Source organism: Labrenzia sp. OB1, from assembly GCF_001624695.1.
Classification (GTDB): Bacteria; Pseudomonadota; Alphaproteobacteria; order Rhizobiales; family Stappiaceae; genus Roseibium.
Genome location: NZ_JSEP01000012.1, coordinates 139,983 through 155,857, shown reverse-complemented (window position 1 = coordinate 155,857; position 15,875 = coordinate 139,983). Strand labels below are relative to the sequence as shown.

The window sequence follows — 15,875 nt, the reverse complement described above, 5'->3', positions numbered from 1 at the left end:
GTGCCGGTGCGCACGATCACTCTTCACAGCAAGGTTGCCGCCTCGGCCGAGCGCGCGTTTCACAAGATCCGCGGCCTCTATTCAGACCGGCAGATCAAGGATCTCGGTCTCGATCTCTTTGGCGGTTCGTTGAACGTGCGCCGCATGCGCGGCGGCAGCCGCTATTCCATGCATTCCTGGGGCATTGCCATCGACTTCGATCCGGAACGCAACCGCCTGTCCTGGAAGCGGCCACAGGCGCGCCTGTCGCTCGACGACGCCATTCCGTTCTGGCGCGCATGGGAAGCCGAGGGCTGGGTTTCGCTCGGCCGCGCCGCCAATTTTGACTGGATGCACGTCCAGGCGGCCCGTCTCTAAAGGAGGTTTCCGATGGTCAAGACATACAAGCGGGAAACCGCATGGGCCTTGCTCGCCGCTCTTCTGGTGCTTTGCGGGTTCGATCTGTGGAGCGGCGGCGGTAGCGTGGCGCAATATTGGGCGGAGCTGCTGACGACACCGGTGTTTCTGTTCGCCGGCGGAGCCTTCGGCCTCGATGTCGTTGCCAAACAGTGGCCGAAGAAGACCCGCCTACCGCAGGACTACGGCTGATGTTCGCCGCCCTCAGCTGGTTCTGGACATCCAGAACCGGCGCCATCCTGACCGCCTTTGCGGCAGTCGGGCTGGCGCTTTTCACCTGGCACACGTTCGACAAGTCGAGTGCCGTGCGCGCGGCCGTTTCCTCTTATGTCGCCGATGTTGAACTGGCCGCGGCCGAGGCCGAGCTGGCCGTACTCAAACGGCGCACTGCCGCGCTGGAAACCGCAAACTTCTCCTTTCAGCAACAGCTGACGGAGTCCGAAGCCCTGCGCACCCAACAAGCCCTGGAGCTGGATGATTATGTTTCGACTGTTGATGCTGTTGTCGATCGGCCTCTTCTTGAGCGCCTGTCAAACCGATAGGGACCGGGCGGCCGGTGCCGGCGCCAGGCTTGGCGCGGCTGCTGCGGCGGAGACCGCGCCGCCTGAATTGCCACCAGACTGTCGTGAGCGAGAGCGTTCCGGCGTTCAAGTCGGCGATCCGCTCGACCTGGCGCTGATCAAGACCGACCGGGCGCTCGGGCAGGCCAACGCGCGCGTGGTGCGCTGCGTGGGGTGGCACGACAGGTTTCGGGGAGAGATGACAGGGGGTGTGGAGTGAGAGAGTTCTGTGACTGGGCTTGGCAATGGTTCTGGCAACTGCCGCTCGCCAAGATCGGTGCGATCAGCGCCTTTGCCGTGATCGGCGCGGCCTTGCCAAAGGACCTGTCGGCCCGCGATCGCCTGATGACCTTCTTCATAGGATTCATGGCGGCGCTGGTGTTCGGGGACCCGGTGTGCAGCCTCTTCGGGTTCGGCGAGGAATGGGCCTACGGCATGGCTGGTATCCTGGCGATGGCCGGCCGGAATATCGCGGTGTTTATCCTGAGGGCGAGCCGGGATCCTAAGACCTTCGCGAAGGATATGCTGGAGATTTGGCGCGGCGTTCCGAGGAGGTAGAAGCCTTGTTCTCTTGAGACGAAACCCGTTCGTGCGCGCGAGGAGTTGTTCTTTTAGCGTCCGTCCTTCAGGTGCGAATCGAGCAGCTAGATGTCCCCAATCTTTGCGTTTACGAGAAATTTACTTGAATTACGGAGAATTGGGGTCAAATACGAGACAGTGGACGGATCTACTTGGATTGGGTTGAAAATGCAATCCGTTGCGGTTATGGCTAGGTGCGTTCGAGATTTTCATTGAAATTGATCTGTACGGAGACTGTGAAATGGCACTCAAAGAAGGATGGGGCGGATTAGGCTGACCCCAAGCAGTTTGGTGATGGCTGCAGCGACACGAAAGATGTGATTGCGCTATTCAGCAACCTAGAGTATAAAGCTGCCTTAGTTGGCAGCTTTATACGTTTATGGGGGAGGGAATGTTTGAATGGTTTGAGATTGGAAATTTTTTTCCGATAGACTCCGTATTTAAGGCAATTGTCTTCTCTACAGTCATTTCACTTATTGTTGGATTCACTGCAGCGCTCGTAACCTTCTTTGGAATTGCTATTAATCGGGCAACCACTATCAAAAGAGGCACCATAGAGCTGATGTTACGCGCTGAAAGTGACAGAGAGCTTCTGGACGCTCACGCCAAATTCAACTCATTATACAACAGCAATGAACGCAGTTTGAAACAGTACGCGCATTCCGACCGGCATGCGAGCAATGATTGTGAACAAATCCGGCGGTCATTGAACCATTTGGAGCTGATTGCCATAGGAATTCACAACGGTACGATCAGCGCGAAAATTTTTGAACAATGGTACAAAAAAGGCTTGGTGAAACAATGGGATATGGCACGAGAGTTCGTTTTTGAACTACGAAGTCAGACTGGACGAGAAACCTTGTATAAAAACTTAGAAGAATTAAGTGAAATTTATAGTGAAAATAATAAGAAAAAAGAGAATTGGCTTGAGAAGAGTAAGAAGAAATGGTTTTAGTATTTTTCAATCAGATCCTATTTTGTTTTATGTTATAACAACTAGAGATATTTTTATCAAATGAGGTAATCGAGAGATGTGGTCTATTTTTTGGGTAGCAAGAAGGTGAAGATTGTAAGACGCTCTGTTTACTATTTTGCACTTCCTAATCTAATTGACCCTTGGTTACTCCGCATCTAGCGTCTCTCTATGTGCGGATCTCTGGCGGATGTATAATCTCGTCCGTTCGGATGACAAGGCGCGCAACACCGCAGCGCGCTTCAACATCGCGCCGACGCAGGACGTTCCATTCGTGCATCTGGACAAGGGCGGCGGTCAGGTTGTGTCCGAAGGACGCTTGTGGCTGGTGCCGCATTGGACCAAAGAGTTGACCTCCAAGTGGCCGATGTTCAATGCCCGCAGTGAGGACGCGCACAAGAAGCCGGCCTTCCGGGATGCCTTCAAGTCGAAACGCTGCCTGATCCCGGCCGATGGCTACTATGAATGGACCAAGAACGAAGACGACGGCAAGAAGGATCCTAGGCTGATCGAGCTGCCGAGGCAAAGCCGTTTTCGTTCGCTGGCCTGTGGTCCTATAACGCTGCCCTTGAGGTCACCAGTTGCACAATCCTGACCGCGGCTGCCGATCCCAACATTTCTGAGCTTCACCACCGCATGCCGATCATCCTTAGACCGGATGTTTATGACAGCTGGATCGGTCCGGCCGTGGCTGTCGATGATGCCAGGGCTTTGTTGGGCGAGAACCTCGGTGGCGAGTTGACCTATTTCCGCGTGAACCGCGCCGTGAACTCGTCCCGGGTAGAAGGGACCGCGATGCGCCGAGCTGGATTGAAACTTGAACCACATATGGCTGAGCATCGTTTCCTTTGAAAGACAACTCTTGGCTGAGGTGATTGTGACTGCCACCCTTTCCGTGCGATAGTTCTCCAAATGACGTTTTTGGGGGGAGTTGCTCGTGGCCATCAGTCACTTAAGAATTTTTGCCGTCTTCTTTGCGCTGGTGTTTGTGTCAGGGTGCACTTCGCTTTCGAAATCACCGGAAACCAGCCCAGATTTACGCCTAGAAATGGTTCAGTACATTGTCAACTTTGAAAAGCGGGTCGACGCACAAGGCCGAATTCGTGTGTACATGCTAGATCCGTGGGACGGCGGCGGGACATTTGAAGTAGCTGGGGTAAATGACAAATACCATTACGCTGAGGCCTGGAAACTTCGACGGCTAGTTGAGGCTGGGAAGCAAGACCAAGCGGAACGCCAAGCGGTCGTATACATTGCCGGCAAGACAGATTTTCCATCACGCGAAACCGATACCAACGCAATCAAGTTTTTGTTGCGGGATATCGCCTGGAACAGGGGGCCGACCGGGGCCGTAAAGACGCTACAGATAGCCTTGGGTGTGCGTGTTGACGGTAAGTTTGGGCCCAATACCCGGCACGCGCTTCGGGCTGCGGAGAAAAACCCGCAAAAGCTGATCGAAAAAATTGAACTGGCTCGGGAGACATACGAGCGAAGCCTGGGGCGTGATGAGACCAGTATACCTTGGGCTGGTCTTGTCAATCGTTGGAAAAAGGCAAGCTATAGGGCGCGTAAATACCTTTGAGTGCCCGATTGTGAGGACATTGCTTCACAGAGTAGTTAAGAAATTGCCGGACTGAAGTTCCAAAACGAAATAGCTCTGACCCTTCAACTTGGGTTTCATGAGTTACGGATCAGCTTGATCGCGCCTTGAATCGGAGCAGGGTTGATTGTCATGCGAATACCGTGACCCGCAGGCTCATCAGGTGAAGGTTTGGGGTGCAACGCGGTTGCTTAAAGCAGCACTGTTGAAAAGCTACAGTGGCGGCTTCTGAATGGAACTCAGGCAATCGTTGCGCGTGTCGAGCGGCAGGACAAGGAGCTTGAAGTTTCACCTCTTCTCACTGTCTTCGCGGGCAGGCGTGGTTGCGGCACCCGACCAGAAAACTTCCCGGTCGCCGGTCAACTTGTCGGCGAGATCGTCGATGGCTTCCTGAACGTATCCGGCCAGCTTGTATTCCTTAGACCCAATCTCCGCCTGCGCACAAACCTGAACAGCACCGGCGCGACCCGTCTGCAGCTTTTGCAGCACCTCGGTTTTGTTGATAAGCCCGCGTCGGCTGCGTCTCGACATGTGGTTCTTTCGGCAATGTACCTATTTTGTTCTTTATAGGTCAGCTGTAAGAAGCCTTCAACACAACGCAGGTTGAAAAACCTAGAGCGGTGGCGCCCACCATTCGATCATTTTACCAAGCTCAAGAATAATATGCCAACAGCCGGGGGCCGCGACGCTATTGTGGCACACTTCGGCCCGCTTGGTTCGCCGGGTTGTGGCGTTGCTCCGGAACCAATCGAGACCTGCTTGCAGCTTTCCTTCAGCCAGCGCAGCACATGGAGCACTAGGTTCGCGATCCGACAGCCAGCACCATAAGTGTCTCAGATAGCGCTCCCGACTGGTCAAACACGAGTTGGCCTGCGTTCAATTAAGGCAAGTTGCGCGTGGAGCTAACAGTTTTCGCTGAAACTCATACTGACATTCCCGTTAGTTTCTTTTGGGAAATTCTTCAAAACCGCACGTGTGAGATATGGGGCAACCAGGGCGAGGTTGTTGCATCCGCCTGAGCTATCTGCGGTAGCCTGAAAAAGGATCTTATCTCTGCCGTCGTATATGCGAACGGCAAGGCCGCGTCTGTAGACGACCATCTTGCCTGGAATAGCAGTATGGCCAGTTACGCCGTAAGCTGGCGTTACCGTGACAGTGTCGCCATAACCGTAACCCGACGATACCTCGATGCTCGTGACACCATAGTTCGGCAAATAATCGACCGTGTCGACGAGACGGCCGCCATCGATCTGAAGATGGATTTGGGCCTCGTAGGCGGCAGCCTTAGCACTGCTGGCGATCTTGAAGCCTTTTTCACGGAAGGCGGCCTCAATCTTGGGCCGTGCGGATTTCCATGCAGTTGTTCGGCTGGCTGCCTTTGACGGATAAACATGGATCGTCTTACCGCCAGGGTGACCTGGAAAGTGCGAATAGCTTTCGACGCTCGTTTCAACGGTTTGACAGGAAGCCAACAACGCGGCCAGCAAAACAGAAATGCAGAATCGGAATCTCATATTGTGCCTCGAAGTTCAATGATGGCGACGTTATTGCTGACAATTCCACCTTGTCAATTTTTGGGATGATATGAGAGCTTGAGCACTGGGGCTGTACTCAGAAGCAATAGGCCGAAGGGTGATTGTCAATCAGGTTAAGAGGTGGGGAACAGATTTCGGGACTCTTTTGTCATATCTTGTCGGCAAAAGGACATTTTTCTTCACGGTCTGTTCAAGCTTGGTGGAACCGGCGAACGTCCATAAACCCCTAGAAATCAACGGAACGTGGCATAGCGAAGCATGATGGCGCATTTCGTTTGGGGCCAGATCCCTTTCAAGTCGAGCGACTTAATGTGCGCTTTTCGACATCGACCATCAGATCATCAATTGCCGCCGCAACTGCTTGTTTTACCGCCACATACTCCGCCCGGTCATAATGCTTTCGGGCTACATCGGATGCGCGGCCGTGATTGTGCCATATGTCGATCCAGTCCCTGTTGAGGGTTGGGTTTCGTTCAATCAGCAGCGTTTTGATCGTTCGCCGTAAATCACGCGGCTGAAACGGTTCGACATCGTTCCGGGCGCACCACTTTCTCACCGACTGACTGATGCTGTTCAGCGTCTGCGGCTGGTCTGGCTGATGGTGTTTGGGAAAGAGATATTGGCTGCCGGGGTCCGAAATTAAAAGTGCGGCCTGATACGCGGCTTCGGCCATTCCACTCAAAGGAAGGTCATGCGCATGTTCGTTTTTGGTTCTTGGCAGCGCTAGCCAACGCTCTTTTCCCCGCATCACGTACCAGGGTTTTTGACTGTGCACGATCTCCGTGATCCGTACACCGCCCATAGTTATAATGAGTCGAAAGGTCAGTTTCATTTGAGGGCTGACCCCGCGGCCGTTGAAGCCGTGCCAGAACTCGATCAACTCCTCCATGGATAGCGCCCGGTCACGCGGCTGGCCTTTCATCTTGCCACCTACATGAGTGACAGGATTGGCGCTCAACTTGAAACGGATGTCCGGATTGGGATTGGTCGGGTCATAGTCGGCGGAAAGACCTCGCCCGAAAGCGGCAGAGAGATAGGCGCGGGGGTGACCTGTCTGCGCGCCGGCTTCATGAAACTTTCTAAGCCACTTGGTTACATCGTCGGGCGTCACACAGTTGGCGGGGATGTCGTTTCCCTGGTCATCCATGCCGATGATGTTCAAGGCGCTGTCTTTCCGATTGACGAGATAATTCTCGTACTCGTTGACAGTGGCCACGCCTTCGGCACGCATCTGGTCAATCACGAAGGTGAACAGGTCACGCACAGTGCCGACTTTTTGTCTGTTCTCTCCACTTCTATCTGCAAGCGCTGACCAGGTTTCCTCGGCAGTGTTCGCTGCTTTCACACGCGCGTCTTTAAGACCAAGCGCCGGATATGTGCCGAGTGCAATTCTTGTCCGGCCTTCCGCGCTCCTGACAAGGAGGGACCAGGTCATCTTGCGTGCACCGACGCGCAGGCGCAGGCCGGGAGAAAGGCTGTCGGCAAATTCTTGACGGGTAGAAGCCGGCTTCAAGGCATTGAGCCAGCGTTCAGTCATCTTCAGGGTTTCCAAGACAATTCCTCCGGAACCCAAATCGGAACCCAAATCGCAAAGACTGTCAATCTCTGGGTTCCGCTACACCTGTAAGTGATTGTTTTTCTGGGGGTTTTTGGTGAGCCGACAGGGGTTCGAACCCTGGACCTACTGATTAAAAGTCAGTTGCTCTACCAGCTGAGCTATCGGCTCTCACCAAATTTCCGGTGCGGGCCCCGGCGCTTTGTCTGCAGCGCGACCGCGTTGGTGGCGTGTGTTTAGGCTGACAAAGGGGACATTGCAAGAGGCAAACTGAATTTTTTCAACAGGTTGGAAAAGAACAGATAGGCCTCAGTTTTGAGAGCGGGTTTTCTGGTTACTCAAAGGGGAAATGCCAGTATATTCAGGTATTAGCGGCCTTAATAGAATACCTAATGGTAATCATTACGAGTGAGCGTGCCGATATTTTCACAAGTGTTGATCAATAATATTCAAATTTAGGAAAATAACGATCATTCTCCTGCAAAAACTGTCAGGTGGCGTGGAAATGCTCGGTGATGTAAAGTTGTTGCGTGCAAGAGAGGTTACATGCAGATAACGACAGTGGACACAGAAACGAGCTCAATCGAGTTTGATTTCGTAAAGGGTCATATCGCGGCGACGATGACGCTTATTCACGGGCTGATCGATCAGGGACTGATCGACCGGGAACATCTTGATTCTTTCTTTTCAGCTTTCCTCGGCAATCTTCCCCACAGCCGTGAAACCCTTGGCTTGCGTCTGATCCTGGATCAGTGGCGTCAGGGGCTGCGGGAAGGCGACGACGAAGAAGAGATGGAGAGCAAGCTTTTCGAGGTGATCATGGGGGGGCGAAACAACTGAACCGATGCGGATATGACCGGCTATGGTAGAGGGGCCGGCGCATATTCCGATTTCCGGGATTTGGGGTTGCAGGCGCGGAAGCGCCTTTTTTTGTTCCCGAAATTAAAATCATGATGCAAGGATCGCTGGTTTTACCCAACCCGGTTTGTTATCCCTTGTTGGGGGAATTGCTCCAATCCGGACCGAAGAGGGTAGAGTTTAGTCTTGTCCAGGAGCCTGAAGCGCGATTACGTCCCGTGGAAATGGAAATCTCCGTTCAACCGAGCCGGACTTTCTGTGGCTGCAGCGATTTATAACCTGTTCTTGTGCATAGTTTTTTTTCCGATTTTCATTGGGCCGTCCCTTGCCCGGGACCAGCATTTCATCACGATTGGTACAGCCGGTGTGACGGGGGTCTATTTTCCCACCGGCGGAGCGACCTGCAAAATCGTCAATTTGAGCCGAGCCAAACACGGGATTCGTTGCTCGGTTGAAATGACGGTCGGATCGATCTCGAATATCCGGCTGATCCGGTCTGGAGACCTGGACTTCGGTTACGTCCAGTCGGACTGGCAACACCACGCCTATTTCGGAACCTCCGTCTTTGCATCGGTCGAGCCATTCGAGGATTTGCGCTCCGTCTTTTCCCTTCATTCGGAAGTCGCAACTATCGTGGTCAGGGAAGGAGCCGGGTTCCTGGAATTCGACGATCTGAAATCGGCAAAAATAAACATTGGCAGTCAGGGGTCCGGATCGGCTGCGTCCTGGAACGCACTGATCGGTAGCCTGGGCTGGGTGCGGGAAGACCAGTTGAATGTCTCGAACCTGAAGACGTCAGAGCTTGCAGAGGCACTTTGTTCAGGGACAATCGACGCCTATTTCGAGTTGATCGGCCACCCCGCCAATCTGATCGAGGAAACTCAGGAACAATGCGATATCAAACTGCTCGGCATCAGGAACGATGCCGTCGACACAATGGTGCGCGAGATGCCCTACTACTCCAAGGCGCTTATTCCCGCAGAACTGTACGGGTTTTCCGGGCCGGTCGAGTCTCTGGGAGTGATTGCCACCTTCATTACCTCGGCAAGGATGCCCGATGACATCGTCTACACGGTGGTCAAGGCGGTCTTCGACTATTTTGAAAGTTTCAAACGCCTGCATCCGGCCCTGGGCCTGCTAAGAGTCGAGGAGATGGTTTCCCAAGACATGCCGGCCCCGCTTCATCCAGGTGCATTGAAGTTCTACCGGGATCAGGGATTGTTGCCGGCGGCCGACTAGGGCTTGAACTCACAAGTGGACAAGCGGTTCTGCCGGTACTCTCCAAAAGGTGAGCGGCAATTGTCTTTGCTCTGCGGGCAAACCGGACTAGACAAGTGTGCCTGAATGAGCGGGAACGTGACCAAGCTAATTTCCCCCAGATGAAATCTCGAACCTGCCGGACCCCCATATGATCCAGGATGTTACAATCATCGGCGCTGCTTTTGCCGGTCTCCTGTCCTTTGTGTCGCCTTGCGTTTTACCTCTTGTGCCTCCCTATCTGGGGTTTCTGGCCGGTGTGTCGCTCGATGAGCTGACAGGGGAAGACGGTGAGGTCGGGAACGCCTCGCGAAGAGCTTTTTTCAGTGCGCTTATCTTCGTACTCGGCTTTTCGACGGTGTTCGTCCTTCTTGGCGCGACCGCCAGTTTTTTTGGGCAGGTCATTCGTGCCTATCTGGATTATCTGGGCTATATCGCCGGTGCCGCGATCATCATCATGGGCCTGCATTTCCTGGGCGTCTTCAGAATTGGTTTCCTGTACCGGGAGGCCCGTATTCATGTCGACAGGAAACCCGCAGGTCCACTTGGTGCCTATGTCATCGGGCTGGCGTTCGGATTTGGCTGGACGCCGTGTATAGGTCCGGTCCTGGCGGCAATCCTGTTTGTCGCGGGGAGCGAGGAAACGGTTTCACAGGGGGCCTTGCTGTTGAGCGCCTATGCGCTGGGGCTCGGTGTTCCCTTTCTGCTGGCTGCACTTTTTGCAGGCCCGTTTCTGAAATTCATGAAGCGTTTTCGCAAACATATGGGAACGGTCGAAAAGGCGATGGGAGGTGTCCTTGTGCTGACCGGAATCATGTTTCTGACCGGTCAGATCGCAGTCCTGTCGTATTGGCTTCTGGAGACGTTTCCCGCGCTGCAGACACTCGGATAGCCTTATGCGGGCGGTTGGAAGAACCAGTCCGTCACACGAGGCTTTTTTACGGTCAGAATGCAGTGTTGGGGAATTCCGCTGCCGTCACCAGGGTCTCGCCGGCGAATATGGTCGGATGGCACAACGCTGTGACTTCGAGCATACGCACGCATGCGACGGCAGCGTCGGCGGCGTTTGCGAAAGGACCCACTATGAGAGCGATTCCACCTTTTTCGTCCAGTTGACTGCTGAGCAGAGGCTGCAGGTTGTGCACCCGGTCCCGGTTCTGGTCCTTGAACCTCGCCCAGGCAGCAGCTGCGGCAGCCTCCGTTTCGAAATGACCGATCAAGGCGCCGAAATCGCTACGCTTGACCTGACTTCCTCCTCTGCTCCTGGGCTTGTCCGCAGGGTAGGTAGGGGCAACGATCATCGGCTGCGGGCTGGTGGGCGTGGCGTTGAAGGCTTCCGGAGGCGGCATGACGCTTTGCGGAGGGATGGAGCCCGTTGTCTGCGGAGTGCCGGCAGCATCGGGCAGGGCGACCATACGCACCGGCTCCTGAGTGTTGATGCCGATATCGGGCAAAGGCACCGCCGGTTCCGGAGCGCGGTAGATACTGATCCGGCGTGGCATGGCTTCCGGGGAAGTCCGCAAGGTCTGCAGCTCTGCGGGCGCCGTCTGTACGGCACTGGACGCGTTGGCTGTCTCCGGACGGGATGCCTCTGCTTTTGCGACCGGTTTAGGGACTGTCTGTCGTGAAGCGCTCTTGCGGGGGGCGCCGTCCGGTGCTGCTTTTGTAACGATCACCCCCGGGCGGGGCGGGGTCTTGGTACTGCCGGGAGCGGAATGCGCTGTTGCGGAGCTTCTGGTTTCCGTCACTTCTTGTTCGAGCGCGGCAATGCGGCTTGAATAGGCTAGGTTCTGTTCCGACAAGGCGCTCAGCCGGCGGCGCAGGACGACGATTTCGCGCTGAAGCACTTCGATCTGGCTGCGGGTCAGGCCGGAAGCATCATCATAAGCTGCGTTTCCGGGCAACCGCATGATTTCCACCGGTGTCGATGTGCCGACGGATCTGATGGAGGCTGTCGTCGCAACATCTCCTCCGGGAGGCAGCGTGAAGGTGCCGGTCAGCATCCTTTTGGACGATGACAGCATCGCCTGACCGCCGAACTGGAAGGAGGCGAGGCCGACGGTTCCCATGACCACTGCTGCAAACGCCCATGACAACAGGCCGACACGCGAGGGCGTGAACGTTTCCCGGATCATCTCCCGTAACGTCAGTTTTGGCAGCGGTTCGTACAAGACGCCTGTTTCCCGAATCCTGTTGGCGAATCTGAACAATGGTAGCGTAACAATCGTTAATTATGGTTAACGAAACGCAAACCGTCGCGTGCAGGCAGACAGATCTTTCAATGTTCTGTGGATCGGGGCATATAGAGCATAAATTGATCCCGCTGAGCCTGCTTTTCCGACACAGGACCTTTCATGACATCCCGTTCTTGCCTCTCGATCCTCCTTGCCGCCGGTCTGGGAACGCGGATGAAGTCCGACCTGCCAAAAGTCATGCATGAGATTGGCGGATTGCCGATGGTCGGGCACGTCCTGAATGCGCTCCAGACAGCTGGGTCTGAGAAAGTTTCCGTGGTCATCGGGCCGGAAGCATCAACGCTGCAAGACTTTATCGGTCAACAGGCCCCCCATGCACGCTGTTATGTTCAACATGACCGGCTCGGCACCGCGCATGCGGCACTTGCCGCGAAGCCGTCGCTTGAGCTGAACGCGGACGATGTTCTCGTACTCTTCGGTGATACACCGCTGGTGACACCGGAAACGGTTGCGAAAGTCCGTCAGGCCCTGGCCGCGGGCGCCGATCTGGCGGTTCTCGGATTCGAAACCGGCAACCCGTTCGGATACGGGCGGCTATTGACGGAAAACGGTCGCCTGGTTGCCATCCGTGAGGAAAAAGACGCTTCGGACGAGGAGCGCAGGATCACCTTTTGCAACTCCGGCATCATGGGATTTTCAGGAGCACACGCACTTTCTCTGCTCGAAGCGATTGGCAACGATAATGCCAAGGGCGAGTATTACCTCACCGATGCCGTTGAAATCGCGAATGGGCGCGGGCTGAGTGTGGTTTCGGTTACCGGCTCGCAGAGCGAAACACAGGGCATCAACACACGCGCGCAGCTCGCTTCCTGCGAAGCTGATTTCCAGGACAGAATGCGCCGGTCCGCAATGGACAACGGCTGCACGCTTCTTGCGCCGCAAACCGTCTTCTTTTCCCATGACACGCAGCTGGAAGCGGATGTGATTGTCGAACAGAATGTCGTTTTCGGGGCCGGTGTAAAAGTTACGAGCGGGGCGCAAATCCGCGCGTTCAGTCATCTGGAAGGGGCGGTTGTGGGAGCCGGAAGCGTTGTTGGGCCCTATGCCCGTCTGCGTCCCGGAGCCGTTCTGGGAGCCGATACACGCATCGGGAATTTCGTCGAAGTCAAGAACGCGACGTTCGAGACTGGCGCCAAGGCCAACCACCTCAGCTATATCGGTGATGCCAGGGTCGGGGCCAAATCGAATATCGGTGCAGGCACGATTACCTGCAATTACGACGGTTTCCTGAAACACAAAACCGAGATAGGCGCGGGCAGTTTCGTCGGCTCCAACTCCACGCTGGTTGCTCCTGTGAAACTTGGCGATGGCGTATTCGTGGCGGCCGGAAGTGTCATCACCGACGACGTGGCGCATGATGCTCTGGCATTCGGCCGCTCTCGACAGGTTGTCCGGGACAGCGGAGCAAAAGATCTGCGCAAGCGGCTTCGGGCGGAAAAAGACGAAAAATCGTGAATACGATTCAAGAACATCAGTCTTCTGTCACGTTCTGAAACAGGGTTTGATTTCAGTATCGGCCGCGCTGTCGTCTAAGCCATTGCGGTCGATGGGGTGTCATTTCAAAAGGTTTTTTTCATGTGTGGAATTGTAGGTGTTCTTGGCAAGGTCGAGGCTGCTCCGCGTATCGTGGATTCCCTCAAACGGCTGGAGTACCGGGGATATGATTCCGCGGGCGTTGCCACTCTCGTCGATGGTGCGCTCGTCCGGCGCCGTGCGGAAGGCAAGCTTCGAAACCTTGAGGCGGTGCTTGAAAAAACACCTCTGGAAGGGCACTCCGGCATCGGCCATACCCGGTGGGCAACCCACGGCGCTCCAACTGTTTGCAATGCCCATCCGCATCAGGCGGGGGCCGTTGCAGTGGTTCACAATGGGATCATTGAAAACTTCCTTGAGCTTCGCGAGGAGATCGTTGAAGCCGGTGCCGTGCTGGATACGGATACGGACACGGAAGTCGTTGCGCATCTGATCAATCTCGCGATGTTGAAAGGTCTGTCCGCTCAGGACGCGGTTGCATCGGTCCTGCCGCGCCTGAAGGGCGCTTTCGCGCTTGCGATGCTTTTTGCCGGTGAGGACGATCTGCTGATCGGTGCCCGCAAAGGCTCTCCCCTTGCTATCGGCCATGGTGACGGTGAAATGTTCCTCGGGTCGGACGCAATTGCCCTGTCTCCCTTCACGGATCGTATCACCTATCTGGAGGAAGGCGACTGGGCCGTGATTACCCGATCCGGCGTCAGGATATTCGATCAGGGTAACCAGCCCGTCGAGCGTCCGGAAGCAAAGTCAGCGGTTATCTCCAGCCTGATGGACAAAGGCAACTACAAGCACTTCATGGCCAAGGAAATCCATGAACAGCCGGAAGTTCTCGGACACACGCTGTCGCGCTATTTCGACTACAGCACGAACCAGGCCATGGTAGCCGGTGCGGAGCATCTGAACTTCAGGCACCTGTCACGCCTGATCATCACTGCATGCGGAACGGCTTATCTGGCGGGACTGGTCTCGAAGTACTGGTTTGAGAAATACGCCCGCCTGCCGGTTGAGATCGACGTCGCCAGTGAGTTCCGTTACCGCGAAACGCCGGTGAGCGAAAAAGATTCTGCGCTGTTCATTTCCCAGTCCGGAGAAACCGCCGACACGCTGGCCTCGCTACGTTATTGCAAGGAAAACGGGGCGGCTATCGGTGCGATCGTCAACGTGCCGGAAAGCACCATCGCGCGCGAATCGGACATGGTTTTTCCGACAATTGCCGGACCGGAGATCGGCGTTGCCTCTACAAAGGCGTTCACCTGTCAGCTCGCTGTTCTGGCGGCTCTTGCGCTGCAGGCGGGCAGGGAGCGCGGTGTGCTTTCGGCCGAAAAGGAACGGGAACTGGTTGCAGAGCTCACCGAAGTGCCGAGCCTTGCCTTGAAAGCGCTTGCCGCGGAGACAGACATTGAGAAACTGGCGCAGCCTCTGTCAAAAGCGGCCGACGCGCTCTACCTCGGGCGCTCGACCAGCTATCCACTTGCGTTGGAAGGCGCGCTGAAACTCAAAGAGCTTTCCTACATTCACGCGGAAGGTTACGCAGCCGGTGAACTCAAGCACGGGCCAATTGCCCTGATAGACGAAAATATGCCGGTTTTTGTCATCGCGCCGCATGACGCCATCTTCGAAAAAACCGTCTCCAACATGCAGGAAGTTGCTGCCCGCGGTGGCCGGATCGTCCTCATCACGGATACACTTGGGGCTTCCGAGAGCGGCAATGCGGCGCAGAGCGTCGTGATCATGCCGGAGATGTCCGATATCGTTGCGCCGATCATCTACGCGCTTCCCGTGCAGTTGATTGCCTATCATACGGCCGTCTTCATGGGGACCGACGTGGATCAGCCGCGCAATCTGGCAAAGTCTGTGACGGTGGAATAAAAGATGGGTGAGGAAGAAGGGCCCAGGATCGTCCCGTTCGAGGAACGGTTTCGGGGTGAGGTTATCGCCCTGTGGGAGAAATGCGGCCTGATCCGGCCCTGGAACGACCCCGACAGGGATATCGATCGCAAGCTTGCGGATCGAAACGGCGCTTTCCCGGTGCTCTTGCTGAACGAGAAGGTCATCGGATCGGTGATGGTCAGCTATGACGGCCATCGCGGATCGATCTATTATCTAAGTGTCGATCCGGCGCATCAGGTAGGAGGCCTCGGGCAAATGCTCATGGCCCACTGCGAAGACTTTCTCCTTGGGCTTGGCTGTCCCAAGGTAAACCTGTTCGTTCGCAAGGGAAACGAAGGTGTGAAACGGTTCTACGAACAGCTCGGATATGCCGAGGAAGCCGCGGTGCCGCTTGGAAAACGGCTCATTCCGGACAATTAGATCCGTTGCTGTCCGGCCCGGAGGGGCGGCTGAGAACGTAGATGGCCGATCCTGTCATGAAGACTGCGACGAGCAAGGCCAGCCACAGGCCGGGTTGGACGGTCAAATAGAACACCGCATAGCCGAAGACCATGCCTACAAATGCGACCATCTTGATCTTGACCGGGATCGCGCCGTGCTCCCGCCAGGCGATAACCGGTGGGCCGAAGACTGGATGGTTCAGCAATCTTTTTTCGAGTTCCGGCGAGGAACGGGCGAAACAGGCTGCCGCCAGGATGAAAAAGATGGTACTCGGCAGGATCGGCAAAAACGCACCGGCAATTCCAATCCCCGCAAATCCGGTTCCGAGGATTTTGAATGTGGTGCGCCGCAAGTCTGCCTCCGATTCCGGCAAATTTCGGGTAAATCGCTGAAAAATAAATCATGCGAAGGATACCGCACCGGGCTTAAGATGATTATCTAAG

Annotated in this window: 20 protein-coding genes and 1 tRNA gene; 15 read left to right on the top strand and 6 right to left on the bottom strand. The window is 55.5% G+C overall.

Annotation, left to right across the window (positions count from 1 at the left end; genetic code table 11):
• The 9 genes from OA90_RS17120 to OA90_RS17085 form a co-directional block, all read left to right on the top strand.
• A partial coding sequence (locus OA90_RS17120) for a M15 family metallopeptidase (RefSeq protein WP_199823735.1) occupies positions 1 to 357 on the top strand: 357 nt, incomplete at its 5' end.
• Positions 358 to 369: 12 nt separating this feature from the next.
• On the top strand, positions 370 to 588 hold the full coding sequence (locus tag OA90_RS17115; RefSeq protein WP_068414567.1) for a hypothetical protein: 219 nt from the start codon (positions 370 to 372) through the stop codon (positions 586 to 588).
• Complete coding sequence (locus tag OA90_RS17110; RefSeq protein WP_068412259.1) at positions 588 to 938, top strand: hypothetical protein; 351 nt, start codon at positions 588 to 590, stop codon at positions 936 to 938. The genes OA90_RS17115 and OA90_RS17110 overlap by 1 nt, the downstream gene beginning before the upstream one ends.
• On the top strand, positions 916 to 1,176 hold the full coding sequence (locus tag OA90_RS28610; RefSeq protein ID WP_199823746.1) for a hypothetical protein: 261 nt from the start codon (positions 916 to 918) through the stop codon (positions 1,174 to 1,176). The genes OA90_RS17110 and OA90_RS28610 overlap by 23 nt, the downstream gene beginning before the upstream one ends.
• Positions 1,173 to 1,514: a hypothetical protein gene (locus OA90_RS17105; RefSeq protein ID WP_068414564.1), complete on the top strand. Its 342-nt coding sequence runs from the start codon at positions 1,173 to 1,175 to the stop codon at positions 1,512 to 1,514. Before OA90_RS28610 ends, OA90_RS17105 begins: the two co-directional genes overlap by 4 nt.
• Before the next feature lie 412 nt (positions 1,515 to 1,926).
• The gene (locus tag OA90_RS17100; RefSeq protein WP_199823745.1) at positions 1,927 to 2,490 is read left to right on the top strand and encodes a DUF4760 domain-containing protein; all 564 of its coding nucleotides are present in this window, start codon (positions 1,927 to 1,929) and stop codon (positions 2,488 to 2,490) included.
• Positions 2,491 to 2,698: 208 nt separating this feature from the next.
• Complete coding sequence (locus OA90_RS29555) at positions 2,699 to 3,103, top strand: SOS response-associated peptidase family protein (RefSeq protein ID WP_068414557.1); 405 nt, start codon at positions 2,699 to 2,701, stop codon at positions 3,101 to 3,103.
• Entirely contained in the window at positions 3,055 to 3,360 is a 306-nt protein-coding gene (locus OA90_RS29550; protein WP_199823749.1) for an SOS response-associated peptidase family protein, read from the top strand. Before OA90_RS29555 ends, OA90_RS29550 begins: the two co-directional genes overlap by 49 nt.
• 85 nt (positions 3,361 to 3,445) lie before the next feature.
• Positions 3,446 to 4,090, top strand: coding sequence for a putative peptidoglycan-binding domain-containing protein (locus OA90_RS17085; RefSeq protein ID WP_156510538.1), 645 nt, complete (start codon positions 3,446 to 3,448; stop codon positions 4,088 to 4,090).
• A 306-nt stretch (positions 4,091 to 4,396) separates the two neighbouring features.
• Here the strand turns inward: OA90_RS17085 and OA90_RS17080 are convergent, their stop codons facing one another.
• The 4 genes from OA90_RS17080 to OA90_RS17065 all read right to left on the bottom strand — a co-directional run bounded on the left by OA90_RS17080 (position 4,397) and on the right by OA90_RS17065 (position 7,369).
• Positions 4,397 to 4,639, bottom strand: a complete 243-nt coding sequence (locus OA90_RS17080) for a hypothetical protein (RefSeq protein ID WP_068414548.1) — start codon at positions 4,637 to 4,639, stop codon at positions 4,397 to 4,399.
• Between the two features lie 371 nt (positions 4,640 to 5,010).
• Complete coding sequence (locus OA90_RS17075; RefSeq protein ID WP_156510537.1) at positions 5,011 to 5,622, bottom strand: hypothetical protein; 612 nt, start codon at positions 5,620 to 5,622, stop codon at positions 5,011 to 5,013.
• Positions 5,623 to 5,935: 313 nt separating this feature from the next.
• Positions 5,936 to 7,195, bottom strand: a complete 1,260-nt coding sequence (locus OA90_RS17070; RefSeq protein ID WP_068414542.1) for an integrase family protein — start codon at positions 7,193 to 7,195, stop codon at positions 5,936 to 5,938.
• Between the two features lie 98 nt (positions 7,196 to 7,293).
• Positions 7,294 to 7,369, bottom strand: a tRNA-Lys gene (locus OA90_RS17065).
• Between the two features lie 375 nt (positions 7,370 to 7,744).
• On the opposite strand from OA90_RS17065, the gene OA90_RS17060 reads away from it, so the two are divergent.
• The 3 genes from OA90_RS17060 (at position 7,745) to OA90_RS17050 (ending at position 10,205) form a co-directional block, all read left to right on the top strand.
• Complete coding sequence (locus OA90_RS17060) at positions 7,745 to 8,038, top strand: hypothetical protein (protein ID WP_068414540.1); 294 nt, start codon at positions 7,745 to 7,747, stop codon at positions 8,036 to 8,038.
• Between the two features lie 276 nt (positions 8,039 to 8,314).
• On the top strand, positions 8,315 to 9,295 hold the full coding sequence (locus OA90_RS17055; protein ID WP_082837105.1) for a TAXI family TRAP transporter solute-binding subunit: 981 nt from the start codon (positions 8,315 to 8,317) through the stop codon (positions 9,293 to 9,295).
• Positions 9,296 to 9,464: 169 nt separating this feature from the next.
• Complete coding sequence (locus OA90_RS17050) at positions 9,465 to 10,205, top strand: cytochrome c biogenesis protein CcdA (RefSeq protein ID WP_068414537.1); 741 nt, start codon at positions 9,465 to 9,467, stop codon at positions 10,203 to 10,205.
• A 52-nt stretch (positions 10,206 to 10,257) separates the two neighbouring features.
• On the opposite strand, the gene OA90_RS17045 is transcribed toward OA90_RS17050, so the two are convergent.
• Positions 10,258 to 11,484: a hypothetical protein gene (locus tag OA90_RS17045; protein ID WP_068414534.1), complete on the bottom strand. Its 1,227-nt coding sequence runs from the start codon at positions 11,482 to 11,484 to the stop codon at positions 10,258 to 10,260.
• Between the two features lie 183 nt (positions 11,485 to 11,667).
• On the opposite strand from OA90_RS17045, the gene glmU reads away from it, so the two are divergent.
• The 3 genes from glmU to OA90_RS17030 all read left to right on the top strand — a co-directional run bounded on the left by glmU (position 11,668) and on the right by OA90_RS17030 (position 15,411).
• Positions 11,668 to 13,023, top strand: a complete 1,356-nt coding sequence (gene glmU / locus OA90_RS17040; protein ID WP_068414531.1) for a bifunctional UDP-N-acetylglucosamine diphosphorylase/glucosamine-1-phosphate N-acetyltransferase GlmU — start codon at positions 11,668 to 11,670, stop codon at positions 13,021 to 13,023.
• Positions 13,024 to 13,143: 120 nt separating this feature from the next.
• Positions 13,144 to 14,970 (top strand): glutamine--fructose-6-phosphate transaminase (isomerizing), encoded by a 1,827-nt coding sequence (glmS, locus tag OA90_RS17035; RefSeq protein WP_068414529.1) that lies wholly within the window; start codon positions 13,144 to 13,146, stop codon positions 14,968 to 14,970.
• Between the two features lie 3 nt (positions 14,971 to 14,973).
• Positions 14,974 to 15,411 carry a GNAT family acetyltransferase gene (locus OA90_RS17030; RefSeq protein ID WP_068414526.1) on the top strand — a complete coding sequence of 146 codons (438 nt, stop codon included), beginning with the start codon at positions 14,974 to 14,976 and terminating at the stop codon, positions 15,409 to 15,411.
• Here OA90_RS17030 and OA90_RS17025 read toward each other — a convergent pair.
• Entirely contained in the window at positions 15,395 to 15,784 is a 390-nt protein-coding gene (locus OA90_RS17025; protein ID WP_068414523.1) for a YbaN family protein, read from the bottom strand. The genes OA90_RS17030 and OA90_RS17025 overlap by 17 nt on opposite strands.
• Positions 15,785 to 15,875: the final 91 nt, after the last annotated feature.